Below are 26,984 nucleotides of genomic sequence, written 5' to 3'. Positions count from 1 at the left end.
GGAAGTAGCCCTGTTCATGCGGTCGCGCTTGCATCGACGGAGGGTAGGGTCACGCGGAACGTCGCGCCCTGCCGCGGCAGGCTCTCAACTGTCATTCGCCCGCCATGCGCCTCAATCGTTGTCTTGCATATGGCAAGGCCCATTCCCATGCCGTCCTGCTTGGTCGTGAAAAACGGTTCGAACAATCGCTGAAGATGCTCATTCGGTATTCCCGGCCCGGTGTCCTGCATGATGATCTCGATGTCGTCCACCTCGGTTTTGGCGGCGGTTATGAACTGCATGCGCGCGCCGTCCTGCCCGGCCATGGCGTGCGCCGCATTGATCATGAGGTTGACCAGGACTTGCTGCAGCTGAACGCGGTCACCGCGTATGTTGGGAAGGTGAGGTTGCAGGTCGATCTTGAGCTGTATGTTGGCCTTCGCAATCTCACGCTGGACGAGCGCCACGGCGTCTTCCACCAATGCGGACAAGGCCAGTTCGTCTCGATGTGACGGCGCCTTCTTCAGGAAAGCCCTGATGCGCTTCACGATGTCGCTTGCCCTTCGCCCCTCGGCGACAGCGCGCCCGAGCGCGAACTCCACCTCGTTGAGCTCGGGCGGATCGCGGCGGAGCCAGCGCATCCCTGCCTCGCCGTTCGTCACCACCGCCATGAGCGGCTGGCTGACCTCGTGCGCAATCGACGCGGTCAGCTCACCGAGTGTGGCGACGCGCGCGGCGTGGGCGAGTTCGGCCTGTGCCTGCTGGATAGCGTCCTGGGCGCGCTTACGGTCCGTGATGTCCACTACGTATACCAGAGCCTTGTCGCTGTCGTCAGGTGAAGAGGGAAAGGTGATGGTGAACAGCACAGGGACGGCCTTCCCGTCGCTCGAGACCATCTCCGTCTCCCCCTCATAGAAGGCGTCACCGCGCGCAAACGCAACGAGCGCGCCCGGGAAAGTCGTATCGGCCGCACCCAGGACATCGTCCAGCGTGTTCAGGAACTGCGTGCGATCATCCACTGAAAGCATGGACAGGAGCGCTGCATTGACGTCCACGATTCTGATGAGTCGTCTGGCGCGCGTGTAGAAGTCCGGGTTGGCGGCGAGATGGTCGGCAATCGAGGTCCCTTCCTCCGCTACGTTGGCAAGCTCGGCTTGGACTGCGCTCCAGTCTTCTTCGATGACGCCGATCCGGCTTGTATCGAACATGCGCCTGTAGCGCCGCTCACTCCTGACCAGTGCTGCATGAGCTGTCTGGCGCTCCGTTATGTCGGTGTGCGTTTCCAGGACGCCAACGCCGTTTCCGTGGCGGTCCCGCTGTATCGCCCAGCGGCTGTCCAGCACGAGCCGCGCACCGGTTCGCGTCTGATGCTCCAAGATCCCCTCCCACCGCCCGCTTTTGAGCAATGCAGCTTCAACCACCGCCCGGTCGGCAGGGTATTTCGTACCGAGCAGTTCGTCCGCCACCCGACCGATCGCCTCGGCTGCGGTCCAGCCATAGACCTCCGCGGCAGCGTCGTTCCAAAAGGTGATGACACCGCGGATGTCGCGAACGAAGATCATGTCGTGCGAGAGGTTCAGCAAGCGAGCCTGCGCAGCCAGGGTTTCCGTGGCGGCCTGACTCTGGAGCGCCAGCGCGGTGGCGATGGCGATGGCCGCAAGGCTTACGGCCGCGCGTAAGGCGGGAGATCCGAAGCTCTCCATGCCGTGGGAAATGACATAGGCCAGCACCGTCAGTACGATGGCGCCAGCAGCGGCGACCAATACGTCCGCTCGCCGCGAGGTGCGGGCCGCAATGAGTACGACGAGCACGTAGAGTACCGCGATCGCTCCCTCGAGCGGCGACAGCACGTCGAACAGGAAGATGCCAAGCGCAAGGAGGACTGCCGCCAAGCGGTAGACGCTGTTGCTCATGCTATGTCTCGGTTTAGTGAACCGAAGTCGCTTGGCAAACCTGGGGAGCCGAGCGCCGAGATGGCCCGGCGTACTGCAGATGAGCAAAACAGCCGACCATCCGGCCACGGGCGTTCACCGGCTCGGCCGGCTGGAAGGTCTTATCGCAAAGGGGCCGCATTCCTCGAAATCCCTCCAGGTCATATCACCGCCTTCTGACAGCCCATTTTCGGGCAGGTAGAATGGCAATTCAACCCAAAAGACCGAGCCATCGTTCTCGACCGACTGGCCACAGATCGGATGGGGGGAGCAGGTCGGCGGCCTGACGCACGATTGTCAGACCGAGACCCAGCCAGTCGATCGGCCGTCTGGCCGCCCCACCCGACGGCGACGCTACCCGCTTCCGGTGATCGGCCTCATGAAGCTCGGCTTCACGGCGCTGTCTCGCCTGCGGCTTGCTCGATCAACTCCGCCACAGGCAGGGTGCGACACCATCACGACATGGGACGCGCCCTTGACGGAGACGGTTTTGCGCGCATGAGCCCGTTCAGCCATGAACTCGGAGACCCGTGGCGGAATGTTCTTGTCGGCATCGCCGTAGATGAACCAGCTGGGTATGGCTTTCCAGGCTGCATTGGCCTGGCGTTCGTTGAGAGCGGCTTCGGTGATCGGGCGTTGCGTTGCCGCCATCAGCTTCGCTTCGCCGACCGGGACGTCGGCTGCAAACTGGTCGTGAAACTTGTCCTGCTGGATGTACAGATCCGAGCCGCCTTCGGACAATGCGACTGGCTTGGCGAGCGTCGGGCCAAGCGAACTGCCGGGAAACTTGCCGGAAAGCTCCACGGCCGTTTCGCCGACCTCCGGTGCGAAGGCAGCGACGTAGACCAGCGCCTTCACATTCGCCTGGCCCGCGGCGGCTTCGCTGATCACTGAACCCCCATACGAATGGCCGACGAGTACGACAGGAGCCTCGATGCTGGAGGCAAGAGAGGCTATATAGCCGCCGTCTTTCTTGACGCCACGCAAGGGGTTGGCCGCGGCCACGACGGAGTAGCCGTCCTTCTCGAGGATAGCGACAACGCCGTTCCAACTCGACGCATCCGCAAACGCGCCATGCACCAGAACGACAGTCGGCTTTCCGGATTGCGCCTGTGCGCTGCCCAAAGTGGCGGCAATGATGGCCAACCCTGCCAGTAAGGTTTTCATTGTGTGGTCCTTTCGTGTTGGAGATAATTAGACAGCGGAGTTCAGAGCGAGGAAAGGCGGCGACGCAGGCCGAGAGCCCGACCGGTCGTCCGTTTCGTCGCGAGGGAAGTCGGTCGACTGGCTTAGTTCCCGCCACCGTTCCAGCTCTTCCAGCCTTCTGAGATCCGCCTGCACGAGAATCTTCAGGGCATCGCTTCCCACTGGCAGTCGGAATGGCGGATCATCCATTGCCGCTATCTTCAGGATGGCCTGGGCCACGCGAGCCGGGTCGCCCGGTTGCCGACCGTCATAATTGCGCTGCATGGGGGCCGTCTCGCCCACCACTCGATCATATTCGGGGCGGCCCTCCTTGAGGGTGGTCGATACACCGGAGAAATCGGTTCGCATGCCGCCGGGCTCGATCACGGTGACTTTCACCCCGACAAGTCCCATTTCGCGGGCGAGGCATTCCGAGAACCCCTCTATGGCCCACTTCGCCGACGAATAAGGTGCGCGTCCAGGAGCCCCGATACGCCCTCCCACGGACGAAAACTGGATGATGTGCCCGCTGCGCTGCTCGCGCATGATGGGGATAGCGGCCTTGGTCACGATGATGGTGCCGAACAGGTTTGTCTCGATCTGCCTCCGAAAATCCTCCAGTGCAGTGTCCTCTACCGAATTGACGTTTCCATACCCGGCGTTGTTGACCAGCACGTCGAGCCCTCCGAACGTGTCGACGGCAAGCCTCACCGCAGCCTCGGCGGCGTTCGGATCAGTTACATCCAAGGGGAAGGTCCTGACCGATTCACCGAAGCGTGCGCCCAGGTCGGATATCTGTTCGGGATTGCGGGCCGTTGCGATAACCTTATGCCCGGCCTCGAGGACTGCTTGGGCAAGCGCGCGGCCCGTTCCTCTCGAAGTCCCAGTGATAAGCCATCTCTGCGTCATTTGTTGTCCCTTTCCATTTTCGCCGCCAAGCGCTCTGCACCAAACGCGCGTGGCTATGGTGCGTAGCGCGTGAAGACGTAGTCGTGGTTTTGGACGCGGGCCTCGTGGCAGGCGAAACATGTCTCGTGCTGCGCTAGGTCGACCGGCTTGCCATCAATGAAACGGCCGAAACCCCAGCCGCCACTCGCCGCGTATTTCTTCGCATCCTTGACCATCACCTGCACGGTCGTTGGCGCTCCCGGCACGGATGCCGATTCGAACTCCGCCGACTGGATTCGCTTCCAGGCCAGCTTCACGAGAACGCTGCCATCGGGGAACGGCAGCGTGCCTTTCCTGTAGGCGTCCAGTGCGACCGCGTTTCCGACGACCGCACGGAGTTCGTTCAGCGGGTCGCCTTCCAGCGCGGGCGCGACCAGCTCCCATTTTCGGTATCCATCCGGAATTGTCACCCCGTAGATCGGGGATGCCTGCAAAGGCTCTTGGGCGCCGGCCCTGTCAATCGCCACGCATGTGATCGCAAGTGCCGCGGACAAGGCTGCGACGGCTGCAATGGCCAGATATCGTTTCATCACGCTTCTCCCCTCAGAAGCCGTCTACGTCGACGATGGCCTTGGCGAACGCCTCCGGCGCTTCCTGCGGCAGGTCGTGGCCAATGCCGCCCGACACAAGCCGATGCTCGTACTTGCCCGAGAACTTGCCGGCATAGTTGGCCGGATCGGGATGCGGCGCGCCGTTGGCGTCACCTTCCATCGTGATGGTTGGAACGCCGATCACGGGCGCCTTGGCGAGCTTTTCCTCCATCTCGTCATAACGACGTTCGCCGTCGGCAAGGCCGAGCCGCCAGCGGTAATTGTGGATGACGATGTCGACGTGATCGGGATTGCGAAAGGCCGCGGCGCTCCTGGCGAAGGTCGCGTCATCGAAGTTCCAGTGCGGCGACGCGAGTCGCCAGATCAGCTTGGCGAAATCGTCAGTGTTCTTCGCATAGCCCGCGCGGCCCCGATCCGTGGCGAAGTAGAACTGGTACCACCATTGCAACTCGGCCTGCGGCGGAAGCGGCGCCTTGTTGGCCGCCTGGCTGCCGATCAGATAGCCGCTGACCGAAACCATCGCCTTGCAACGCTGCGGCCACAGAGCCGCAACCACATTTGCGGTGCGCGCTCCCCAATCATAGCCGCCCAGGATCGCCTTCTCGATACCGAGCGCGTCCATGAAGTCGACGAGATCGACGCCGAGCGCGGCTTGCTGCCCGTTGCGAAAAGTAGCGTCCGAACGGAAGCGGGTCGTCCCGTATCCGCGAAGATGCGGGACGAGGACACGGTAGCCAGCGCCGGCAAGAAGAGATGCTACGTCGACATAGCTATGGATGTCGTAGGGCCAGCCGTGCAGCAGAATGACGGCGGGGCCGTCCGCAGGACCTTGTTCCGCATAGCCGACAGAGAGCAGGCCGGCATCGACCTGCTTCAGGGCGGCGAACGCGGCCTTTGGCGATGTAGCTTGCGACATTGCCGGTCGCACCGCCACCAGCTGCGCCATGGCCACGGCTGCGGCTCCGACCGCCAGGAGGCGACGGCGATCGAGGTCGATAAATTCAGGGTTGGTTCCGGTCTGCATTGGTGGCTCCAGTCGAGTCGGGATGAAGGGATTGGCGGCGGTGCGCGTTAGGCCAGAGTGATGGCCACTTTGATGTTACCGCGCGTAGCTTTCGAATAGGGACAAGTCCGATGCGCGGCATCGACAATCGCCCGCGCTACGTCAGGATTCAGGCCGGGAAGGCTCACATCGAGGCGCGCGCTGAGGAAGAAGCCGTCGTCGCCGGAGTTCAGGTCGACCTCCGCGTCGATCGCGGTTTCGGCGGGCAAAACTACTTGCATCTTGCGCGCGGCGATCGCCATGGCGCCTTCAAAGCAGGCCGACCAGCCAGCCGCGAAGAGCTGCTCCGGATTGGTGCCTTCACCGGGGCCGCCAGGCGTGGAAAGCCTGACATCAAGCCTGCCGTCGGAGCTGCGCGAGAAGCCACCGCGGCCACCGGTGGTATGGACCCGGCCGGTGTAGAGCCGCTTCGGTTGTGTGATCATCGTTTGAATCCCTTCCATGAGAACCATTCAATCAACGCAGCGATCTGAAGGCCGCTCGTATTTCGCGTGTGAAGATTTCCGGCTGTTCCCAAGCGGCGAAGTGGCCGCCGTTCGCCGCCTCGTTGAAGTAGATGAGGTTGTGGTAGCAGCGCTCAGCCCAGCCGCGCGGCGCACAATAGATTTCACCCGGGAACACCGTCACAGCGACCGGAAGCGCCTGAATGTCGACCGCGTTGAAGTTGTTCGAATGGTCTTCCCAGTATATCCGCGCGGCCGATGCACCCGTTGCGGTCAACCAATAGAGCGAGATGTCGTCGAGCATCTCGTCCCTTGTCAGCACACGCTCCGGCTGTCCGTCGCTGTAGGTCCACTGAGCAAACTTTTCGTAGATCCACGCGGCAAGCCCAAGTGGTGAATCGACCAGCGAATAGCCAATGGTCTGGGGCCGTGTGACCATCATCGCCGCATAGCCGGAACTGTCCCTGTAAAATTTGTTGAGCGCGTCGAACGCCTTCCTTTCATCATCGGGAAGGTCTTTCGGCGCTGGCCCGCCGGCCGCCAGAATAGCCGCGATCTCGCTTGGAACCGTGCCCGGCATATTGACGTGAATGCCGATAAGCCCCGGCACGTTCTGCAACGCCATTCGATGCGATATCACCGAGCCGCAATCGCCGCCCTGCGAGACATAGCGATCATAGCCCAGCCGCTGCATCAGAAGCGCCCATGCTCTGCCGATGCGATCGGAACCCCACCCCGTCTTGGTCGGCTTTGCGGAGAAGCCGAAGCCGGGGATCGAGGGCACGACGAGGTGAAAGGCGTCCTCAGCATCGCCGCCGAAGGCTGTCGGATCTGTGAGCGGCCCCACAACCTTGAGAAACTCCAGAATTGAGCCGGGCCAGCCATGCGTCATGATCATCGGCAAGGCGTCGGCATGTGGCGAACGAATATGGATGAACTGGATGTCGAGCCCGTCGATCTCGGTGACGAACATCGGCAGCCGGTTGAGGTGAGTCTCGATCGTTCGCCAGTCGTAGTCGGTTGTCCAGTATTCGATAAGGTCGCGAAGCCGTTCAAGCTGGACGCCCTGCGACTGAGCTGTGACGGTCTCTTTGTCCGGCCAACGCGTCGCCGCCAGGCGCTGACGAAGATCAGCGATGGCTGCTTCCTGAATGTCGACGCGGAAGGGTCTTATAGCTGTGCTTTCAGCCGCAGCGGCCGTGCTTGACGGCAACAGGCCAACGGCGCCGGCAGCCGCAGAGATGGCGAGCAAGTGGCGTCTTGTAAGGGTAGGCGACATCGTGGACATCGATCATTCTCTCGGGACAGGAAGTCTTCTTGCCTTAAGGTAGAGGCGACTGGACCGAGTGGCTGCTATACATAGATATGGATCGCTAGCACTTGCGGGTCGCAGAGCGTCGCCATCCAGCCTCGATCGGCCAATCGCATGTCATGGGACCAGCAGCAGCTTGCCCGTCGTCCCGCGGCTTTCCATGTCGGCATGGGCTGTTGCTGCGTCCGCCATTCCGTATTCGCCACCGATCCGGACCCTGAGCCTGCCCTCCATGATCCAGTCGAAAAGCTGCGCCGAATGCGATCGCAGCAGTTCAGGCGTGTGGATGTGGTCGGAACAGACCGCATAACCGATCTTGATGCTTTTCGGTAATTGCATGATGTCGAACGGTCCGGGACCGCCGAGCACGGGCCCGTACCAGCAAAGGTCCCAGAATGGCGGAGCGCGTCGAGCGATCTCTGGAATGTCTTAGGACCCGACGACAACCCCGAGGGAACACCCATGGAGGTCTCGACGGCTTTCGGACGGCACTGGCCAGCAACCGCGCGCAGTTCTTCCTCGAATGAGCTGCAGCTGTCCCTGCCCCGTGTCATCAGCCATGCGAGCGCGTCGCACCCCATTGGGTTCGCATACCCTCGGGATAGACTCATGATTTTATCTGAATTCCTCTATTTTACACACCTGCATACTTGGTCGGCGCCATGGCGCGGGCTAAGCTGCCCGATCTGGTCAACGTGATCTTCGACACGTCAGGGCAAGCCGATTTCAAAGGCTTCAATGAGGAAGGTCAGGTGGCGCGGCCTGTTCTATTCGGATTCGATGCGCGACATGGTATCCGGACCCTCTTCCTCCCGGCTCCGTATTTGTCGCCCTGGCCATTTCGCTTGTCGTGGGTTTCGTCGTGGCGATAGGTTTAACATGAACGCCAACACGCCCCAAGCGAGGCTATTCGTGAAGGTCGAAAGCGACTGCCATTCCAAAGGCCGGGGCCGCACTGACTATGACCAGTTCGTCGTCAGTAACCAGCAGATGCGGAACGTCTCGGCGAATCTTTGCGATGGTCCCCTTTACCGATATGATTTCACCGCGAGAGGCTTGCAGGATCACTTTCTGCACAAGGTCCTTCGTGGCAGCTGCGGCGGGTGGAGAGTTCGATCGATCGCCCATCCTGGGCGCCCCCTCAAGGCTAGAACCCAAGCGATCATTGATGATCCTACTTGGGAAAAAATCAACATACGATTTCGTGTGAAGGCGGGGTCGGGAATGTTTGGTGGAAATTTCTGAGCGGGGGATTGGATAACTGGCTCGCGCGAAGACCCCCCGTACCCCTTCGGTTTCCACATGGCCCATGGGCATAGCCTTGCTATGTACCCTTGGCAGCGTCCTCGATCAGTTCGGCTATTAAGGTGCGGACCCGTAGGTCGGACCTATCCCCTATGTTTCCCACATCTTTGGTCACCATCCCCGGCGAAGATACGGACACCGCCCCGCTCACCTTAACGTTGACCGTAAAGGTTCTTCTAGGCGTCTTCTCCAATTCTCGCTTCCTGTAGATCTGGAAACGAATCGACGGGGTTAAAGCTTTGACCTGCCGGCGTGGCGCGGTGTCTATGTCGATAGCCACCTCGCCTGCCACGTCAGCCTTGGCCGCCTCCAGCGATGCAATCACGACGTCGTTTAGCCAAGCCTTTGCTTGCTCGCCGAAGTCCGCCATGGGGGCATCTCGCTTCCCCATCTCCGCGCCGCCGACGGGCTCCTCCTGCTGACGGCGAGCTTTCTTCCCGCGCTCAAGAGCTTCTTTAAACTTTGCCATCCCTGTTGCTCCGATTTGTCATCAGACCACCCCCGTCAGATCGGCTATGGCGCCCTCCCATTTCACTAGAACGCGCACAGTCGGGGTACGTTGCGTTGGGGAGCCTTTGGGTTCGCCGCTATTCAGCGTTTGGTCAGGCGCAACGAACGTTGACGTTAGACAATGCTTCGGCCACCACCTTGTCAGGCACAACGCTTGAACTGGACAAAGCCGTGAAGCAGCACGTCATCTACACCCGCGTTTTGACGGACTGGCTTTGCGTTTCGTCCGTGCTTATGAAGCAGCTCGCTCAAGCTGGTTACAATTGCCGTCGGCGCAACTTTCTGATGTGAATGACCCGACCACTAGCTATGAAGGCGATTTCCGCGCCTTCGCGCGGACCGGTCGCCTGGAAAAAGGTGACCTTGCTTCCTGCTCAAGCGTCACGATCTCGCGCAGATCAGTACCGGCGATCATAGCTTCGCTCACGAAGCGGGTCGCGCTCTCCTCCACGACGTCGCAACGGGTGCAGAGGCCTGCGGGCAGGAACAGGCGGGCGTCGCGCGCCTTGAGTTCCAGGCCCTGCCATATCTGCGCACGGGTCAGCTTGGTCTCGCCTCGGGGATTCACCGGAACGGTAGCGGTCGAGTAAATCATGATATGTCTCCTGGACAGAACGTCGGTGATGGGGCTCAGCCGGCAATTGCGGCCGCATAGTCGCGATAGGAGCGCAACGGTCGGCCCAGCAGCGCGGTCAGCCGATCGACATCGCCGGCATCGGGGACCATGCCGTCCGTGAGGAAGCGCTCGGCCATCAGGCGCATGTCGAGCGCCATCCAGCTCGGCATGAACTGCCGCAGGTTCTGCTCGAAGCCGGCGGTGTCGTCGCCGGGATACGCGATATGTCGACCGAGGACGTCCGTCCAGATCGCTGCGACGTCCGTGCCAGTCAGCGTGTCGGGGCCGACCAGGTTGATGCGATTGAGCGGGAGCGGCGCGGCGGCCTGCTCACGGCGGAGGAGTTCGATCGCGGCGATCTCGCCCAGGTCCCGCGCGTCGATCATGGCGATGCCCTTGGCTCCGATCGGCATCGGATAGATGCCGTAGCCGATCACCACGTCCTTGATCGTGATGTCGTGGTCCATGAAGTAGGCGGGCCGCAGGATGGTGGCGTTGAGCTCCATCTGTTCGATCATCCGCTCGACGCCGAACTTACCCGCGAAATGCGGCACATTGACGTAGATGTCGCTGTGGATCACCGACAGATAGACGATCCGCTCGATGCCGGCCTCACGGGCAACGGCCAGCGCTACCAGCGCCTGGGTGTATTCGTCGGCCACCACCGCGTTCAGCAGGAAAAGGGTGGAGACGCCGGAGAACGCCTTGCGCAGGGAATCGACATCGAGCAGGTCGCCCTGCACGACATCTACGCCAGTGGGGAAATTGGCCTTCGAGGGATCGCGAACCAAAGCGCGCACATCGGCGCCACGCTTCACGAGCTGTTCGACTACGTTGCGGCCGACATTGCCGGTCGCGCCGGTAACGAGAATGGTCATGGGATTACTCCTGAGTTGAGCCGGATGGCGTCCCAGAAAATTAGTGATCCACATTTGTGTCGGTAGGCATTATATCCGAACACGCCGTCCCACAGGTGGAACACATGGATCTACTTGCCCTTGCTGATTTCAATCTGGTCGCCCGCCACGGGGGCTTCGGTAAGGCCGCCCGCGCTGCCGGGCGCCCGAAGGCCACCTTGTCCCGACGCGTGGCGGAACTGGAGGCGAGTCTGGATCTACGGCTGTTTGAGCGTGGCGCGCGCGCGTTAAAGCTGACGGAAGAAGGACGCGCGCTTTTCGAGCGCGCGGGCCGGTTGCTTTCCGAGCTCGAAGAGACGACGGCGGCGATCGCCTCAGGCGGCGAAAGGCCGCGCGGCCGGTTGCGGATCAGCGCCCCATTGCTGTTCGCACAGACCGCGATGGGGAAGATCGCCGCCGGCTTCGCCCTGAAATACCCGGAGGTCAGGCTCGAGGTCACGACCGAAGACCGCGTCGTCGACATGATCGAAGAGGGATTTGACCTGGTGATCCGGGTCAATCCGGATCCGGATGAGAGCCTCGTTGGGCGAGCCTTTCTGCGTGATCGGCTGGTGGTGGTGGCAAGTCCTGACCTCGCCCTGCCGGCCGAAGGCCTGGCGACCCCGGCCGTCATGCGTTCGACAGATCGCGGGGCTTGGGAGGTGAAGACGCCCACTGGCCGGTTAACAATCGCGATCGAGCCCGTCCTTGCGTTGTCGTCGCTCATCATGGTCCGGGATGCAGTGCGAGCGGGCGTCGGCGCGGGACGCCTTCCAGTGTCGCTAGTGAGCCATGATCTGGCGGACGGAACGCTGGTACTTTGGGGGGATGTCGAGGGACCCGACATCGCCCTGTGGACACTCTATCCCTCTCGGCGGCTGCTGAGCGCGCGCGTCTCCGCATTCCTCGACCATCTGAAACGCGCCTTTCCCATGGGGACACCTGACGAGCTGGCCGCCTATATCGGCAAATGACTCCCAGGAAACTGGCTAACCAAACTGATGCGTTACTCCATAAATCTTTCAGCGTTACTTCACACCCGAATTACGGTGACAGTGCACTTTTTGGGGCGGCATTCAGGGCCTTTCCGCCGCAAATCTCGGATGCGCGTTTTTTAGCCTTGCCTGACCGGCAGCGCCTTTTCCCCGGAATCGACCGCCCTATTTCGCCTCGACAGGTGGGTGGCTGCTTGCTGGACAAGTCCTTGCGGCGAGTACGGCATGTGCTTCGAGGTACCCCACATGAACTTCCACGATCGGCACCTATTGAGGTTGCGGGTAAACGGAGAGGATCACAGCCTTTCCGATCTCGATCCCCGCGTCACGCTGCTCGACCTGCTGCGCGAGCGGCTTCATCTGACCGGAACGAAAAAGGGATGCAATTTCGGCGAGTGCGGCGCCTGCACCGTGCATCTCGACGGGCGGCGTGTGAATGCCTGCATGATACTTGCCGTGTCCTGCGAGGGACGCGAGGTTACCACGATCGAAGGGCTGGCAGACGGCGATGCGCTTCGTCCCGTGCAGCAGGCGTTCATCGATCATGATGGTTTTCAGTGCGGATTCTGCACGCCCGGCCAGGTGATGTCGGCGGCGGCGCTGATCGAGGAGGGACATACCGGCTCCGATGCCGAGATCCGCGAATGGATGAGCGGGAATCTGTGCCGCTGCTCGGCCTATCCGCAAATCGTCGAGGCGGTGCGCGCAGCGGCCGGGAGGGCGAGCCAATGACCCCATTCGTCTATGCACGCGCCGACAGCCTGGGCGACACGATCGCAGCCGGTGCCGCGCCGGACAGCGCCTTTCTCGCCGGCGGCACCGAATTGCTCAACTGGCTGCGCCTTGGCATTGCCGAGCCGACCCGGATCATCGACATCTCCCGCCTCGACGGGCTGGATCAGGTCGAACCACTGCCCGGCGGCGGCTTGACGATCGGCGCGCTGATGCATCTCAACGATGTCGCGCTGCATGCGTTGGTCGTGCGCAACTATCCGGTGTTGAGCCAGGCGATCCTCAACGCCGCATCGCCGCAGCTGAGAAACCTGGCAACGATAGGCGGCAATCTTCTGCAGAAGACGCGCTGTGCCTATTTCCGTGCCGAAGAGCAGTTGCCATGCAACAAGCGTCAGCTCGGCTCCGGCTGCTCGGCATTGCATGGCATCAACGACAATCACGCGATATTCGGCTGGACCGAGCATTGCGTCGCCACCCAGCCATCCGACCCGGCCGTGGCGCTGGCAGCACTTGATGCGGTCATCGTCACCGCGCACCGCAGCGGCGGCCGGCGCATTCCGGCAGCGGAATTCCACCTGCTTCCCGACACGCGCCCCGAGGCAGACAATGTGTTGCAGCAAGGCGAACTGATCACGGCAATCGAGCTGCCGGCGCCGGCGCCGCGATCGGCCTACCTCAAGGTGCGCGAGCGCGAATCCTACGAATACGCCATCGTCTCTGCCGCCGCTGTGCTGGAGATGGACGGCCAAACCATCCGTCGGGCGGCCCTGGCGCTGGGGTCCGTGGCGCTGCGACCGTGGCGGCTGAGCACCGCCGAGGAGCAGCTCGCCGGTGCCGAAATCGGCGATCGCGAGGCTTTGAGCACCGCTATCGAGCAATCCTTCGCCCAAGCGCGTCCCTTGTCGCAGAACGCCTACAAGATCGAACTGGCCAAGACCGCCGCTTTGCGGGCGATCGAAAGAGCAGCGAGGATGTCGTCATGATGATCAGCCAGCCTGTTGCCCGCCCTGACGGCGGCGTCAAGGTCACCGGCCGCGCCCGCTATGCGGCCGACTATTTCGCCCCCGACCTGCTCTATGCGGTACTCGTGACCGCGCCCGTTCCGGCCGGCCGCGTGACGTCGATCATGGTCGACGACGCGCTCGCCGAGAAGGGCGTCGTGCGTGTGCTCACGCATGAGGACATGCCAAAATTCGGTCGGTTCGCATCGCCGAGGGCCGAGCCCGATACGCAGATGCAGCAGGCCGAAGGCCCACCGGCAGCGCAGAGCTTCATGCCCATGCAGGGCGACGAGATACGTCACGAGGGTCAGCCGCTTGCCATTGTGCTGGGCGAGACGCTGGAGGCGGCGGAGGCCGGTGCCCGCCACGTCGCATTGCGCTTCGAGTTCGCCGAGCCGGAATTGCCGGCACCGCCGGAGTGGACCGCCATCGACAAGGCTGCGGTCGTGCCGAGGGAGAGCGGCTTCCTGTTCCTGGAGCCGACATTTACCAAGGGCGACGTTGACCGCGGGCTTAGCGACGCAGCCGCCATGGTCGAAGCCGTCTACCTGCAGCCGTCGCGCCACCACAACGCCATGGAGCCCTCGGCGACGCTCGCTGAGTGGAACGACGGAGAGCTGACGCTGCACGACGCCACGCAGCACGTCTATGGTGTCCGCCAGGTGCTTGCCGCCCGTTTGAATGTCCCCGCCGGAAAGGTCCGCGTGATTTCCCGCCATACCGGCGGCGGCTTCGGCGGCAAGGGTTGGATCTGGCCGCATCAGGTGCTGGCCGCCGCCGCGGCGCGCATCATGCAGCGCCCGGTCAGGCTGGCGCTCAGCCGCGCCAATGCCTATTCCTGCCTCGGCTACCAGCCGCGCATGGCACAGAAGATCGTGCTGGCTGCGGACAGGTCGGGCAAGCTGACCGCCGTGCAACAGGACGTGGTCAACCTGACCACCGTGAGCGACGATTTCGTCGAGTTCGCCACCGAAGCCTCGAAGGGTCTCTACGCCACGCCGGCCATGCGTCTCAGCCAGCGCGTCGAGCGCGCGAACGTCGCCATGCCGACGGCGCTGCGCGCGCCGGTCGAGGGTCCCGGCACCTGGGCCCTCGAAAGCGCGATGGACGAGCTCGCACACCGCCTCGGCATCGATCCGCTCGACCTGCGTCTGATCAACCATGCGGACACGGATCCGGCCACCGGCCAGCCCTGGTCATCGAAGAAGCTGCGCGAGGCTTATGAGGAAGGCGCCCGGCTGTTCGGCTGGCGCGAGCGCCCGCGCAAGCCGCAACGCGATGGCGATTGGCTGATCGGCTACGGCATGGCAACCTGCAGCATGGGCTGTTTCCGCCACCCGACGCCTGCAGCCGAGGTCAGGCTGCACAGGGACGGCAGAGTGCTCATCCGCACCGGCACCCAGGACATAGGGACCGGAACACTCACCATCTTTCCGCAGATCGCGGCCGACGTGCTGGGCCTGCCGATGGCGAAGATCGAGTTGGAAATGGGCGATACAGAGCTGCCGGAGGCGGGACCGACCTATGGCTCGTCATCGACCATGGGGGTGGGCGCGGCGGTGCTTGCCGCCGCCGAAGATGCGCGTTCGCAGCTTGCCCGTCTTGCCAATCTGCTGCCGGACGAGGTGGAGATGCAGGACGGCAAGATTCGGCGCAAAGGCGCTGCCGGCGGTCAGACGATCGCCGACGTTATGAGCCATACCGACATCGGCGAGATCATCGGCTCCGGCTCGTTCGATCCGGCGCAGCATGGCAAAGGCCTCGCCATGCGCACTTTCGGCGCGATTTTCATGGAGGTCGGCGTCGATCCTGGGCTCGGCCTGCTCAGGCTTCGTCGCGCCGTCGGCAGCTACAGCGCCGGCCGCATCGTCAATCCCCGCACCGCACGCAGCCAGATGACGGGCGGCATCATCTGGGGCTGGGGCATGGCGGCGATGGAGCAGAGCCGGCACGAACCAGTGCTTGGGCGGTTCCTGTCGAAGAACCTTTCCGGGGTCGCCATTCCGGTCAATGCCGACATTCCCGGCGACATCATAATCCACTTCGTCGACGAGGTGGACCAGCATGCCAGCCCGATCGGCGGCAAGGGCATCGGCGAGCTCGGCGCCACAGGCGTTGCCGCTGCGGTGGCCAATGCCGTCTTCGACGCCACAGGCAAGCGGATCCGGGAGTTGCCGATCACGCCGGAAAAACTGCTGTAGAAGGACCGGCCCGCGGAAGCGTCTGCTCGACGAGGTTGACGTAATAGCGCATCACCGTCGGCACGATCTCGTCGTTGAAAACGTAGCGGTCGCCGTGCAGGCCTTCCCCCGGGCCGACCTCGCCGGCACCGATCCACGCATAGCAGCCGCCGGCGTCGCGGATCATGAAAGCGAAATCCTCGCAGCCGAGACTGGGGCTGAACTCGGTCAGGACATTCTCCCGGCCGACGACGGATGCCGCCGCCTCGACGGCGCGGGTCGTCGCGTCCGGCGTGTTGATCAGCGGCGGGTAGCCCTTCCTGTAGTCGAGCCTGGCGTTGAGCGAATGCGCGGCGGCAATGCCTTGTGCGATCTCGCCGATCAGCCTCTCGCAGTGATCGGAAAGTTCGGGCTCGAAGAAGCGGCAGGTGCCTTGCAGCCAGACCTTGCCCGGCACGATGTTGCCGACATTGCCGCCATGGATCTGCGTGAGGCTGACGACAAGCGCGCTTTGCGGGTCGACCGAGCGGCTGACGATGCGCTGGACGGCTTGCACAAAGGCGCCGGCGGCCAGGATCGGGTCGTCGCCGAGCTGCGGCATCGCGGCATGAGCGCCAAGACCCTCGAAGATCAGTTCGAAATTATCCACGGCCGCCATTTGCGCACCAGCGCGGGCGGCGATCGTTCCCAGCCGGACGCCCGGCCAGTTGTGGACCGCATAGACCGCCTCGACCGGAAAGCGCTTGAACAAGCCGTCCTCGATCATGCGCATGCTCCCGCCCTCGTTTTCCTCGGCCGGCTGAAAGATGAAAGTGACGGTGCCGTCGAAGGTGCGCGATTGACTGAGCAGTTTGGCGGCGCCGAGCAGCATGGCGGTGTGGCCGTCATGGCCGCAGGCGTGCATTACTCCTTCTTTCCTGGAGGCATAGGCCAAGCCGGTTTTCTCCAGCACCGGAAGCGCGTCGAGCTCGGCGCGAAGGCCGATGGCGCGTGCGCCGCCACCGCTGCGCAGGACACCGACGACGCCGGTGCCGCCGATCCCTTCATGCACCTCGTCGACGCCGAAGGAGCGCAGCTTCTCTGCAACGAAACGCGCCGTTTCGTATTCATTAAATCCGAGCTCCGGATTGGCATGGATATGGTGCCGCCAGCCTATGACCTCTGGTGTCAGCGCGGCTATGGGGTCATTATGCAGCATGATGCCTCCTTTCACGCCGGCAAGGCGGCGCGGTTTGATCCTGCCAGCCATAGAAAGCCCGACGAAAAGCGTCTTGAACCGGATTGACCATGGCAAAGACAAACGAAGCCGCAGAGACCGGGAAATACTGGCGCCATCCGTGCTTCCCCGACCTGGGCCTGTTCGAGGCGCGCTTCACCCAGCACCGCTACGACCTGCACACGCACCCGACCTATGTGATCGCCCTGATCACCGCCGGCTGCGAGCGCATTCGCATCGGCCGTCAACGCGTTCTCGCTCCGGCGGGCGCCATTGCCGTCGTCAATCCTGAAGAGTGGCATGACGGCGAACGCGGGACGGATGAAGGCTGGGCCTACCGGACATTTTATCCTTCGGTGCCGATGATGACCGCGCTTACCCGCGAACTCGGCCGCGACGGCGCTCCGGTGTTTTCGCGCGCGACGATCGAAGACAGCAGTCTCGCCGCAGCATTGACCGCAGCGCACCACGGCTCGACATCCCCGGACACAATGACGGCCGAGACGTCCCTGCTCGTGGCGCTTAGACAACTGATCGTTCGGCATGGCGACTCGAGCGGACAGGCCGAAGAGATCGAAAGCTCCGGATCGCAGCGAAGATTTTCGCTCTACCGCGATCTTGTCGAAAGCGAGCTTGGCTCGCAGCTCGACCTCAAGCGGCTTGCCGGCGCGGCTGGCGTGACCCGGTTCCAGGTCATCCGCGATTTCAACAAGGCAATTGGCCTGACGCCGGCGGCTATATCCGCGACCGGCGATTGCGCCGGGCGAGCGCGCTGATCGAACAGGGATTTGGCCTCGCCGACGCCGCTATTACGGCGGGTTTCGCCGACCAGAGCCATTTTTCCCGTACATTCCGGGCCATGCATGGTATGACGCCGGGCATGTTCAGAAGAGCGGGATAAGGCGCTCCTGAACAGACAAGCTTGCGCCTCAAAGCTTGCTGCGCAATGCTGACGCAGTTCGGGGGGAATCATGCGAGAAATCTTGGCACCGACGCTGCTGCTCACGGCTGCACTGTTTGCAAACAGCGCCCAGGCGCTGGATGCCAGCGGGACGCCGGTTGTCGTGACCCCGCTTGCCTCTCGCACCGAGACCGCGTCCGGCCAGCCGATCACGCTGCCCCAGAAGAACGTCCAGGTCCTGGTCTCGGCCTATCAGATCGCGCCGGGCGCGACCTTGCCGGTCCACAAGCATTCGTTTCCGCGCTATGCCTATGTCGAGGCTGGCACGCTTCAGGTCACCAACGTCGAGACCGGCAAGAGCAACACCTATCAAACAGGTGATTTCATCATCGAGATGATCGGGCAATGGCATCAGGCGACCAATGTCGGCGCCGATCCGGTCAAGCTGCTGGTCATCGACCAGGTCGAAGAAGGCACCAAGAACACCGTGTTGCGCCAGTAGCTGCCACGTCTGAAAATGGCGTCCGGGGCGGATCCAGCACAGCGCGTAACCGACGTCAGAACGCGAACCCCTCCGGCAAATTGTGATTCCAATAGCCTTCCTCGACAAGTTCACTTATGCGCCAGCCCTCGGACGTGCGTACGACGCGGTCGCGATACCAGAGCCCTTGGAAGAAGACCTGCCTTTTGCCTTCGCCGAGGTCGACCACCATCGGGCATGAACAATGCACGCGCGCGCTGGCCTCATCCCCTCGGAGATCCAGAAGGATTGTCGAAATGGCGTGCTGCGAGATCAATATCTTCGAAAGGGCGCCTTTCATGTAAGCGACATGCTCATCCACACCGCTCCTGATTCCACCTGTTACAGTGTCGTCAAGCACGGCATCGAGTGTGAATATTTTGCGATAGGCGTCCCAGTCGCGATCGTCCACAGCGTAGCAATAGCGAACAAGCAGCTGTTCGATCTCGAGCCCATCCGAAACCTCTTGCAATGAAAGGGTCATGTCCGGTTGGCGGCACTAATGCCGCATGCGCCAAGCCTGCCCCGACATTTCGATCAATATTCACGTTGCCGATGCTCCGAGCAACCTCGCCGCGCGACTGGGCATGCGCAAACCCGAACACTCATTTGGCCTCCGCTTTTACCCGGTCGGCCGCAGCGGCCAGAACGGCGCGATCCCCCTCTTCGTACAAGCGGCGGATGGAGATTGCCTTGACGCGCCAGCCTTCCGGCGTCCGCACCAGCCGGTGGAGATAGCTGCCACCGACCGTCCAGAACCGCCCGTCGATCCAGTGGGCTGCGCGGACATGGCTGCGTGCAACCGCGTCATTGCCTGCGCCTTCGACAATGATGTTGGTGATGAGGTGCTGGGTGGCGTCGAAGCCCGGCAGCAGCCCTTGCCACTGGGCGATCAGCGCGTCGCGGCCGCTGGTCGCGGCTTCGCCGCCGAAGAGGCTGGTATAGTCGATCGTGACGGACAGCACTTAGTTGGCGGCATGGTGCGACCCTAGCTGCCGCTTGATGATAGCTCGGGCAAGTCCGGATCTGGTGCTCGGCATACGGCACGATGAATGGCCCGGTTTGGCCTCTGCGGACATCAACGCGGATACAAGAAAGCCGTCTTAGGTCTCCGACGCCATTTCTTTTGCCAATTCGCCGATCATCGAACGCAACCACCTGTGGGCTGGGTCGTGGCGGTAGCGAATGTGCCAAGCCATCTGCACTGGAAAAGTGCCGAGGTCGACGGGCGGCGGTAGTATCTTCAGGCGCGGATCCCTCTCAAGGCTGCGGCAGATCAGTCTCGGCAGCGTTGCGCAGTAATCCGTGACGGCAAGCATCTCTGGCACGGCCAGGAAGTGCGTGACAGAAAGGGCAATCTCTCGCTTGAGGTTTTGTTGCTCCAATGCCTGGAAGAGGCCCGCCCGCAGCCGGCCCGGCGGGAGCACGTTCACGTGCTTGAGCCTTTCATACTGTTCTCGGGAAATATGGTCTCGAACGTCGGGATGATCCTTGCGCACCGCGCAGGCGAGCCCATCGTCCATAAGATGCTGGACGACAAGATTGCCCGGCGGATCGACGATCCGGCCAATCACCAGGGCCGTGGTACCGGAAATGACGCCGGTCTCGGCGAGATCGTTGCCAAATGCTGTCATGCGGAGCTTGATACCAGGCGCCAGCTCACGCGTCCTCGCGACGAGGGCCGGCATCAACACAAGCTCCACGTAACTGTTGGGGGCAAGCGTGAACAGCCGTTCGGCCTTTGCTGGCTGAAATTCCTGCTGGTTCAAAATGAGATCGTCCAGTTGCGCCAGCGCTGCATCGATCGTCGGAGCGATCTCCTCAGCCAATTGCGTCGGCTTAATGCCATACCTTTCCCGGATGAATAGCGGATCCCGGAGGGTGTCGCGCAGGCGGTTCAACGAATTGGACAGCGCCGGCTGGGTGAGGCCCAGTCGCGCTGCTGCCCGTGTCACGCTCCGCTCTTCCATCAGGGCGAGGAAAACCGGGAGCAGGTTCAGATCGTATCTCATCGAGATATAATCTGACATGAATATATAAAATAAATGAAATAAATTTCTAAAATACATGGGCAGGTGCCATTATCCGTGCATCGACAAGCCGACGCGGCCGATCGAGCTCCAAATCAACCAACTACGACGCCTCATTGGCGCGGCATCACCTGAGAAAAGGATCCGACAATGAAAGTCCTGATGGTACTCACCTCCCACGACACTCTCGGTAACACCGGCAAGAAGACCGGCTTCTGGCTCGAGGAACTGGCAGCCCCCTACTACGTCTTCAAGGACGCCGGCGCCGAGATCACCCTCGCCTCGCCGAAGGGCGGCCAGCCGCCTCTCGATCCGAAAAGCGACGAGCCTATGTTCCAGACCGACCTTACACGGCGCTTCAGTGCTGACGAGGTTGCCAAGGCGCAGCTCGCAGAAACCGTGCGCCTGGACAGTGTCGACCAGAAGGACTTCGACACGGTCTTCTACCCCGGCGGCCACGGCCCGCTGTGGGATTTGGCCGAAGATCCGAATTCGATCAAGCTGATCGGATCCTTCATCGCGGCCGGCAAGCCGATCGCCCTCGTTTGCCACGCACCGGGCGTTCTGCATCGCGTGACCAGTCCCGACGGCACGCCGTTTGTGCAGGGACGCTACGTCACCGGCTTCACCAATAGCGAGGAGGAGACCGTAGGTCTCACGAATGTCGTGCCGTTCTTGGTCGAGGACGAGCTGATCAGCCTCGGCGCGGTTTTCTCCAAGGTCAAGGACTGGGGCGTCCACACAGTCGTCGATGGCCAGCTTATCACGGGTCAGAACCCAGCATCATCGAGCGAGGCAGCTGAGGCGCTGCTAGGCGCTTTGAGCCAGAGGAAGAGCAAGACCGCCTGAGCGGTCTGGAACAACCGTGATCTGCCGACGGCTCGCGTCGGCGGATCAACTTCAGAACCCGCTACAGTCTCAAGCCGATCCGAAACGTCTTGCAGTGAAAGGGTCATGTCTCGTGTCCACGGCGGCGCCACTAATGCCGCATGCGCCAAGCCTGCCCCGACATCTTCGATCAATATTCACGTTGCCGATGCTCCGAGCAACCTCGCCGCGTGGCTGGGCATGCGTAAACCCGAACACTCATTTGGCCTCCGCCTTTACCCGGTCGGCAGCGGCGGCCAGCACGGCGCGATCCCCCTCTTCGTACAAACGGCGGATGGAGATTGCCTTGACGCGCCAACCTTCCGGCGCCCGCACCAGCCGGTGGAGATAGCTGCCCCCGACCGTCCAGAACCGCCCGTCGATCCAGTGGGCTGCGCGGACATGGCTGCGTGCCATGGCATCATTGCCCGCGCCTTCGACAATGATGTTGGTGATGAGGTGCTGGGTGGCGTCGAAGCCTGGCAGCAGTCCTTGCCACTGGGCGATCAGCGCGTCGCGGCTGCTGGTCGCGACCCCGCCGCCGAACAGGCTGGTGTAGTCGGTCGTGACGCGGGCCGCGAAATAGGATTTGACCCGGTTCCAATCACGCAGGTCGGCATACAGCCCGATCCCCGCCACTGCCTCGGCGATGGCCATCCTGTCTTCAACCATCAGCGCAGCTCCCGAGGCGCTCGAAACGGACGCCGAGACGGCGGAAATCATCGCGGCGGAAACCGTCGCGGCCAGGACATGTCGGCGGGTGACGACGCTCATTGTCCCGCCTCCCCCGCACTGCCCAGTGTCGCGCGGAAGTGCGCGGCGGCGGCATCGCTCGCCGCCTTCACCGGCGCGGCACGATCGTAGAAATCGAACTGGGTGACGTTGTCGAGCCACAGCTCCTGCCTGGAACTGGTCAGCCGCGCATAAAACTTGTGCGCACCCTGCGGAATGGCTGCCGCCTCGCTGTGCACCATCAGAAAGGGCTGGTGCAGGCGCGGGGCAGCCTGGATGGCGTCGAACCTCAGCCAGCCGCGCCAGAAGGCCGGATCGGCATCGTTACGCCAGGCCGGGATCATGCCGCGATCGGGTTCGGTGTAATAAGGCACCTTGAACATGATCGCGCGATCGTCGCTCAGGCTGGCGGCCGGCAGGAACGCCTGTCTGCCGGTGCGGCGATACGCGGCCTCTGCCGCATCGCTCGCGGCCTCAAGCCTGGCGACGCCTTCCTTGCCGCCATAGGTCTGCTCGACCACTTCGGCATCCTGCAACCAGGGCGCGACGAGAGCGACCGACTTGATCGCGGTATCTTCGGCGGCGGCAGTGACCATGTAGCCGGAGCTGGCGCAAATGCCGAGGCCGCCGATGCGGTCCTGATCGGCTTCGGGCCGGCTCGCGAGATAGGCGACCGCGGCTTCGATGTCGGCGATCTTGGCCTTAGGATCCTCGTACTGGCGGCGTATGCCGCCGCTTTCGCCCCAACCGCGAAAATCGAAGGTCAGGGCGACGAACCCGCGATCCGCCATCTCGCGGGCGTAGCGGGTCGGCATCTGTTCCTTCACCGTCATCCAGGCGCCAGTCACGACCAGCGCGGGCCGAGGTCTCGCCGCGTCGAGATCATCGGGCAGATAGAGTTCGCCGACGAGCTGCTCACCGTGCGAGGAGAATGTGACGTGCTCGACGCGCGGTGCGGCGGCGGCATTGGAGGCGGCGAGCGTCACGGCGGTTGCTGCAGCAAGTGTCAGGGTTTTAAGCATTCCAAGTCTCCTTTGGCTTGGAGTGAGAACCGCGGCGCGTTGCGAAAAAGACCGCCGTCTCAGCGCTCGCCAGCCAGTCGGCCGGGCAGTGGCTTCAGCGGGTAATGCGCCCAGTAGAAGGCGTCCGACTGGTACATGTCGGTCAAAAAATTCTGTGCCTCGGTGATCTTGCCGTCCTTGATGCGGAACATCAGGGCGTAGAGCTGGTCGATCTCGGGACCCGAGCCGACATTCGACCAGCCGCGATGGACATCGACGACAAGGTCGCCTTGCGCCTGGAAGAAAATCGGCTCGGCCTTGAATTTGCCGTCGGCCAGGCCGCGGAAGAAGGCGACCACCTCGTCCGGCCCGCGCTTGTCGCCGGCAAGCGGATGATGGCCGGGAATGCGCCACACGATGTCGGGTGCGAGGAAGGGCCGGACGGCCTCGGGATTCCCGGTCGCATAAGCGGCGTAGTAGTCCTTGACGAGTTGGATGTTGCTGTCTTCCAGCGGGCCGCCATTCGCCGGGGCGGCAGACACCGCCAGAAGAGCGGCGGCGGCGAGCGAAGCAAGCCTGGTCATCGGTCCTGTTTCCTTCCCTGTTCGAGCCGTTCCCAACACCGAGGCCCGTTCGTCGGACTCAACATGACGCCTTTTGTTCACCGGAAAAACCAGTAGAATTCGACAGGGCTATTTGGAAAATCCTTACAATGCGCCTCGACCAGTTCAGCGGCATCGTCGCTTTCGTAAAAGTTGCGGAGGCCAAAAGCTTCACCCGCGCCGCCGCCGAGCTCGGCGTCGCTCCGGCCTCGTTGAGCGAGGCGGTCAAGGGGCTCGAGGAGCGTCTGGGGGTGCGGCTGCTCAATCGGACGACTCGCAGCGTTGGCTTGACCGAAGCTGGCGCTCAATACCTCGACCACGTGCGCCCGGCAGCCGAAGATATCCGGGCGGCTGGTGCGGCACTGCGCGAAGCTCGCGACCGTCCCGCCGGCACGCTGCGCCTCAGCCTGCCCTGGATCGCCGCCCCGCTGCTGATCGAGCCACTGATGCGGCCGTTCATGGATGCTTGTCCCGAAGTGCGGCTTAGTCTGATTTTCGACGACAGCTTCGTAGACATCGCCGCCGAGGGCTTCGACGCCGGTCTGCGCATCGGCGAGCTTCTCGACAAAGACATGATCGGCGCGCGTCTGGGCGGGCCCTTGCAGATGGTCGTGGTGGGCAGCCCGGACTATCTGGCGCGCAATGGTACGCCGAAGCGGCCGGCCGACCTCGCCGCCCATCGCTGCATCGCATTCGCCCTCACCCGCGCGATTTCGCCCTGGGAGTTCATCGTGGAGGGACGCGAAGTCGCATTCACGCCGGACGCATGTCTGGTCGTGAACACGCTTCCGCTGTGCATTACCGCCGCCGAGCAGGGGCTTGGCCTCGCCTTCGCGGTCGAGGGCCTCGCCGCGCCGCTTCTTGCCTCAGGCGCGCTGGTCAAGGTGCTGGAGCCTTTCTGTTCCGCTTACGAGCCGCTCCACCTCTATTATCCCAGCCGCCGCCTCGTACCGCCGAAGCTGCGGGCCTTCATCGACTTCGTGCGCGCGAACGCTCACAAGCTGCGTATCTGATGTGACCTTTCGAGAACCCGGCTCCGTTCAGCCCCAGGCGCCGACATCTGCCTGTTAGTTGCGTTGAGCCGGTTGAATGCGTTGATCAGGGCAATCTGGATGACCAGGGCGGCAAGGGCCTTTTCGGCACCGGATCCGGCCGGTCAGCCAACCGGGTTGCCGCCTCGGTCAGCGCCAGCGCGGCGCGCTCGGCGTCCGTGAAGTAAGGTGTTTCCCGCCAGGCGGACACGGTGAAGACGCGCTCGTCCTTTTCACCGGCCTTCTTCAATTCGCGCGCATGCATATCGATACAAACGCTGCATCCGTTGATCTGGCTGGCGCGCAAATGGACGAGCTTGCGCGTCACATAGGACAGATCGGCCGTTTCCGTCGACTTGTCCAGCGCGAACAGCGCCTGCAGGGCCCGGGGAATGAGCATCACATCCGGGGTCTCGACATCCTTGGCTCTGTCAGTTCGCCGGCCGCCGCGTTGCGGCGAGCGCAGGGATCTTCAGTTTTGCGAGGCAGTCACCTGCTCAAGCCGCTCGAGAATGCGCGGCCAGCCGCTTCCCATTCCGATGTACCCGCGCTCGTCCTCGGCCCGGAACCCGGAATGCTCCATGCGCACCCGGGTCGCCGTACCTTCGGGCGTCAACGACCATGTCACGACGGTCTTCAGACCGCTGTCGGATTCAGTGCCGTCGCCCCAGCTGTAGGCGAGTAGGCGCGGCGGCTCGATCTTCAGCACCTCGCAGTTCGTCACGCCCGACCAGCCCGGTACCGGCGTCGCGCGAAAGGTGAAGCGATGGCCTTGCACAGGCGCAAAGTCGTTCTTCATCAGCCATTCGGCAACCAGATGCGGCACGGTCAGTGCGCGCCATATCTTTTCAGCCGCGTGCGGTATGAGACGCTCGACGACAATGGATTTGGTTTCGACTGTAGTTGCTCCAGTCATAACTTCGGACCCGTTGTTTGCGGTTTGGCTGGTCTGTTCACCAACGCGCTCTCCACGAGAACCAATAACCCACCAGCTATCGTTTACGTATAACCCTGAAGTTATGAATGTGTCAAGCGGCGGAATGGCAGGCGCGATCGCGAGCACATTGAGCCAACACTTCCGGCTTTCATCGCACCATGCCCGATGCTACCGCTGGGCAGCTGAAATCATCGACGGATCGCCTATGATCGAGACCGAACGCCCTCGCCTGCCGCTGATCGAGATCTGCGTCGAAGGCATAGACGGGCTGCTGGCCGCGCAAGCCGCCGGCGCCGACCGTGTCGAGCTCTGTGCCAGCCTGATCGAAGGCGGCATCACACCGAGCTTCGGCACGGTGCGCACGGCGCTCGAGCTGGCGACGATCCCGTTCCACGTCATCGTGCGGCCGCGCGGCGGCGATTTTCTCTATAGCGAAGCCGAGTATCGTTCGATGCTCGCCGATGTCGGCGCCCTTGCCGACACCGGCGTCGCCGGTGTCGTTATCGGCTGCCTTAATGCCGACGGAACGATCGATGAGCAGCGCATGAGCCAACTGGTGAAGGCGGCGGGAAGCTTGAACGTCACCTGCCACCGCGCCTTCGACATGACGCGCGACCCGACAGAGGCGCTGGAGACACTGATCCGCTGCAAGGTCGGCCGCGTGCTGACCAGCGGCCAGCGCGACACGGCGCTCGAGGGCGCTGACCTGCTCGCCGATCTTGTCAGGCAGGCCGGCGACCGCATCATCATCCTCGGCTGCGGCGGGCTTGACCCAGAGAACATCGGCAAGGTGCGGAGGAAAACCGGGTTGAGCGAAATGCATTTCGCCGCGCTCAAGGACGTGCCGAGTGCCATGCGTTACCGCAACCCAACGGTCGGCATGGGCGGCACCGATCTCGACCGCGAATACCGCACCACCGTGACCTACAAGGCGATGGCGGCGGCGACCATCGCCGCCGTCCGGACATGATCCCGGAGACAGAAAAAACATGATCGAAACGCGTTTGCCGATCGAGCGGGTTTCGCCGCGTGATGAGCCGGCGGTCCTCGCGCTCAACAACGAGCACGCCGCCGAATTGTCGTGGCTCGAACCCGAGCGCCTTTCCTTCCTGCTCGGCGAAGCGTTTTACGCGCGCCGTATCGGTTCGCTCGAAGCCTTCATCATGACCTTCGACCAGGACGCCAGCTACGATAGCCCGAACTTCCTGTGGTTTCGCGATCGTTACCCGCGGTTCGTCTATGTCGATCGCGTCGTGGTCGCCGCCGCAGCGCGCGGGCGCGGCCATGCCCGCCGGCTGTATGAGGATCTGTTCGAGCAGGCGTCACGCGCCAGCCAGGCGATCGTCACCTGCGAAGTCAATGCCGAGCCGCCCAATCCGGCTTCGGACGCCTTCCATGCCGCACTCGGCTTTGCGGAAGTGGGCGACGCGGTAATCCACGGTGGCAGGAAAGCCGTGCGGTATTATGCAAAGCGGATCGCCGGCTAAAACGGCGGGC

General features: G+C 62.9%; 27 protein-coding genes and 4 pseudogenes. 11 read left to right on the top strand and 20 right to left on the bottom strand.

Translation table 11 applies throughout. From position 1 onward, the window contains the following. Window positions 1-14: 14 nt before the first annotated feature. From NKH98_RS09255 to NKH98_RS09205, 11 genes and pseudogenes are all read right to left on the bottom strand, one after another. A complete protein-coding gene (locus NKH98_RS09255; RefSeq protein ID WP_352897844.1) occupies window positions 15-1,892 on the bottom strand; it encodes a PAS domain-containing sensor histidine kinase in 1,878 nt (625 codons plus the stop codon). Window positions 1,893-2,302: 410 nt separating this feature from the next. After that, window positions 2,303-3,077 (bottom strand): annotated as a pseudogene (locus tag NKH98_RS09250) (alpha/beta fold hydrolase). A 27-nt stretch (window positions 3,078-3,104) separates the two neighbouring features. Beyond that, complete coding sequence (locus tag NKH98_RS09245) at window positions 3,105-4,004, bottom strand: oxidoreductase (RefSeq protein ID WP_352897842.1); 900 nt, start codon at window positions 4,002-4,004, stop codon at window positions 3,105-3,107. 53 nt (window positions 4,005-4,057) lie between these two features. Continuing rightward, on the bottom strand, window positions 4,058-4,573 hold the full coding sequence (locus NKH98_RS09240; protein WP_352897840.1) for a cytochrome P460 family protein: 516 nt from the start codon (window positions 4,571-4,573) through the stop codon (window positions 4,058-4,060). 13 nt (window positions 4,574-4,586) lie between these two features. Beyond that, window positions 4,587-5,618: an alpha/beta fold hydrolase gene (locus tag NKH98_RS09235; RefSeq protein ID WP_352646756.1), complete on the bottom strand. Its 1,032-nt coding sequence runs from the start codon at window positions 5,616-5,618 to the stop codon at window positions 4,587-4,589. Between the two features lie 47 nt (window positions 5,619-5,665). Continuing rightward, entirely contained in the window at window positions 5,666-6,082 is a 417-nt protein-coding gene (locus tag NKH98_RS09230) for an organic hydroperoxide resistance protein (RefSeq protein WP_352477705.1), read from the bottom strand. 31 nt (window positions 6,083-6,113) lie between these two features. After that, window positions 6,114-7,388 (bottom strand): epoxide hydrolase family protein, encoded by a 1,275-nt coding sequence (locus NKH98_RS09225; protein WP_352897838.1) that lies wholly within the window; start codon window positions 7,386-7,388, stop codon window positions 6,114-6,116. Between the two features lie 141 nt (window positions 7,389-7,529). After that, a pseudogene (locus tag NKH98_RS09220) lies at window positions 7,530-7,852 on the bottom strand (zinc-binding dehydrogenase); the annotation flags it as partial. An 884-nt stretch (window positions 7,853-8,736) separates the two neighbouring features. Continuing rightward, window positions 8,737-9,186, bottom strand: coding sequence for a hypothetical protein (locus NKH98_RS09215; protein ID WP_352646762.1), 450 nt, complete (start codon window positions 9,184-9,186; stop codon window positions 8,737-8,739). 358 nt (window positions 9,187-9,544) lie between these two features. After that, window positions 9,545-9,822, bottom strand: a pseudogene (locus tag NKH98_RS09210) (AtaL-like protein); the annotation flags it as partial. Between the two features lie 35 nt (window positions 9,823-9,857). Continuing rightward, window positions 9,858-10,721, bottom strand: coding sequence for an SDR family oxidoreductase (locus NKH98_RS09205; protein ID WP_352897836.1), 864 nt, complete (start codon window positions 10,719-10,721; stop codon window positions 9,858-9,860). Window positions 10,722-10,825: 104 nt separating this feature from the next. On the opposite strand from NKH98_RS09205, the gene NKH98_RS09200 reads away from it, so the two are divergent. The 4 genes from NKH98_RS09200 (at window position 10,826) to NKH98_RS09185 (ending at window position 15,671) form a co-directional block, all read left to right on the top strand. After that, window positions 10,826-11,713: a LysR family transcriptional regulator gene (locus NKH98_RS09200; RefSeq protein WP_352646766.1), complete on the top strand. Its 888-nt coding sequence runs from the start codon at window positions 10,826-10,828 to the stop codon at window positions 11,711-11,713. 267 nt (window positions 11,714-11,980) lie between these two features. Continuing rightward, entirely contained in the window at window positions 11,981-12,466 is a 486-nt protein-coding gene (locus tag NKH98_RS09195; RefSeq protein ID WP_352897834.1) for a (2Fe-2S)-binding protein, read from the top strand. Then, entirely contained in the window at window positions 12,463-13,452 is a 990-nt protein-coding gene (locus tag NKH98_RS09190) for an FAD binding domain-containing protein (protein WP_352646768.1), read from the top strand. Before NKH98_RS09195 ends, NKH98_RS09190 begins: the two co-directional genes overlap by 4 nt. Continuing rightward, entirely contained in the window at window positions 13,449-15,671 is a 2,223-nt protein-coding gene (locus tag NKH98_RS09185) for a xanthine dehydrogenase family protein molybdopterin-binding subunit (protein ID WP_352897831.1), read from the top strand. Before NKH98_RS09190 ends, NKH98_RS09185 begins: the two co-directional genes overlap by 4 nt. On the opposite strand, the gene NKH98_RS09180 is transcribed toward NKH98_RS09185, so the two are convergent. Continuing rightward, a complete protein-coding gene (locus NKH98_RS09180) occupies window positions 15,649-16,848 on the bottom strand; it encodes an amidohydrolase (RefSeq protein ID WP_352897829.1) in 1,200 nt (399 codons plus the stop codon). The genes NKH98_RS09185 and NKH98_RS09180 overlap by 23 nt on opposite strands. 89 nt (window positions 16,849-16,937) lie before the next feature. On the opposite strand from NKH98_RS09180, the gene NKH98_RS09175 reads away from it, so the two are divergent. From NKH98_RS09175 to NKH98_RS09165, 3 genes are all read left to right on the top strand, one after another. After that, the gene (locus NKH98_RS09175) at window positions 16,938-17,642 is read left to right on the top strand and encodes an AraC family ligand binding domain-containing protein (protein WP_352897827.1); all 705 of its coding nucleotides are present in this window, start codon (window positions 16,938-16,940) and stop codon (window positions 17,640-17,642) included. Next, window positions 17,621-17,767: a helix-turn-helix domain-containing protein gene (locus tag NKH98_RS09170; protein ID WP_352897825.1), complete on the top strand. Its 147-nt coding sequence runs from the start codon at window positions 17,621-17,623 to the stop codon at window positions 17,765-17,767. Before NKH98_RS09175 ends, NKH98_RS09170 begins: the two co-directional genes overlap by 22 nt. A 70-nt stretch (window positions 17,768-17,837) precedes the next feature. Next, entirely contained in the window at window positions 17,838-18,269 is a 432-nt protein-coding gene (locus NKH98_RS09165; protein WP_352897823.1) for a cupin domain-containing protein, read from the top strand. A gap of 55 nt (window positions 18,270-18,324) precedes the next feature. Here NKH98_RS09165 and NKH98_RS09160 read toward each other — a convergent pair whose 3' ends face one another. The 3 genes from NKH98_RS09160 to NKH98_RS09150 all read right to left on the bottom strand — a co-directional run bounded on the left by NKH98_RS09160 (window position 18,325) and on the right by NKH98_RS09150 (window position 20,299). Next, on the bottom strand, window positions 18,325-18,771 hold the full coding sequence (locus NKH98_RS09160; protein ID WP_352897822.1) for a nuclear transport factor 2 family protein: 447 nt from the start codon (window positions 18,769-18,771) through the stop codon (window positions 18,325-18,327). 121 nt (window positions 18,772-18,892) lie between these two features. Then, window positions 18,893-19,252: a nuclear transport factor 2 family protein gene (locus NKH98_RS09155; RefSeq protein ID WP_352897301.1), complete on the bottom strand. Its 360-nt coding sequence runs from the start codon at window positions 19,250-19,252 to the stop codon at window positions 18,893-18,895. A gap of 138 nt (window positions 19,253-19,390) precedes the next feature. Beyond that, window positions 19,391-20,299 (bottom strand): LysR family transcriptional regulator, encoded by a 909-nt coding sequence (locus tag NKH98_RS09150; RefSeq protein WP_352897819.1) that lies wholly within the window; start codon window positions 20,297-20,299, stop codon window positions 19,391-19,393. 168 nt (window positions 20,300-20,467) lie between these two features. Between NKH98_RS09150 and NKH98_RS09145 the strand changes: the two genes are divergently transcribed. Next, window positions 20,468-21,166: a type 1 glutamine amidotransferase domain-containing protein gene (locus NKH98_RS09145; protein ID WP_352897817.1), complete on the top strand. Its 699-nt coding sequence runs from the start codon at window positions 20,468-20,470 to the stop codon at window positions 21,164-21,166. Between the two features lie 237 nt (window positions 21,167-21,403). On the opposite strand, the gene NKH98_RS09140 is transcribed toward NKH98_RS09145, so the two are convergent. Genes NKH98_RS09140 through NKH98_RS09130 form a run of 3 tightly spaced genes read right to left on the bottom strand, consistent with a single transcriptional unit; the run spans window position 21,404 to window position 23,501 of the window. Then, window positions 21,404-21,958, bottom strand: a complete 555-nt coding sequence (locus NKH98_RS09140; RefSeq protein WP_352897815.1) for a nuclear transport factor 2 family protein — start codon at window positions 21,956-21,958, stop codon at window positions 21,404-21,406. Further along, on the bottom strand, window positions 21,955-22,938 hold the full coding sequence (locus NKH98_RS09135; protein WP_352897813.1) for an alpha/beta hydrolase: 984 nt from the start codon (window positions 22,936-22,938) through the stop codon (window positions 21,955-21,957). Before NKH98_RS09135 ends, NKH98_RS09140 begins: the two co-directional genes overlap by 4 nt. A 59-nt stretch (window positions 22,939-22,997) precedes the next feature. Continuing rightward, complete coding sequence (locus NKH98_RS09130) at window positions 22,998-23,501, bottom strand: nuclear transport factor 2 family protein (protein WP_352897811.1); 504 nt, start codon at window positions 23,499-23,501, stop codon at window positions 22,998-23,000. Between the two features lie 128 nt (window positions 23,502-23,629). Here NKH98_RS09130 and NKH98_RS09125 point away from each other — a divergent pair, with 128 nt between their 5' ends. Continuing rightward, window positions 23,630-24,532 carry a LysR family transcriptional regulator gene (locus NKH98_RS09125; RefSeq protein ID WP_352897809.1) on the top strand — a complete coding sequence of 301 codons (903 nt, stop codon included), beginning with the start codon at window positions 23,630-23,632 and terminating at the stop codon, window positions 24,530-24,532. Here NKH98_RS09125 and NKH98_RS09120 read toward each other — a convergent pair. After that, window positions 24,514-24,950 (bottom strand): annotated as a pseudogene (locus NKH98_RS09120) (carboxymuconolactone decarboxylase family protein). The gene NKH98_RS09125 and the pseudogene NKH98_RS09120 overlap by 19 nt on opposite strands. 72 nt (window positions 24,951-25,022) lie before the next feature. Next, window positions 25,023-25,466, bottom strand: coding sequence for an SRPBCC family protein (locus NKH98_RS09115; protein WP_352897807.1), 444 nt, complete (start codon window positions 25,464-25,466; stop codon window positions 25,023-25,025). Between the two features lie 226 nt (window positions 25,467-25,692). Between NKH98_RS09115 and NKH98_RS09110 the strand changes: the two genes are divergently transcribed. Both NKH98_RS09110 and NKH98_RS09105 read left to right on the top strand, forming a co-directional pair. After that, window positions 25,693-26,457: a copper homeostasis protein CutC gene (locus tag NKH98_RS09110; RefSeq protein ID WP_352897805.1), complete on the top strand. Its 765-nt coding sequence runs from the start codon at window positions 25,693-25,695 to the stop codon at window positions 26,455-26,457. Between the two features lie 19 nt (window positions 26,458-26,476). Beyond that, on the top strand, window positions 26,477-26,974 hold the full coding sequence (locus NKH98_RS09105; protein WP_352897803.1) for a GNAT family N-acetyltransferase: 498 nt from the start codon (window positions 26,477-26,479) through the stop codon (window positions 26,972-26,974). The last annotated feature ends 10 nt before the right edge of the window (window positions 26,975-26,984 follow it).

It is taken from the genome of Mesorhizobium sp. M0833 (genome assembly GCF_040319905.1).
In the GTDB taxonomy this organism is placed as follows: domain Bacteria; phylum Pseudomonadota; class Alphaproteobacteria; order Rhizobiales; family Rhizobiaceae; genus Mesorhizobium.
This window is presented reverse-complemented; position numbering and strand designations above follow the sequence as displayed.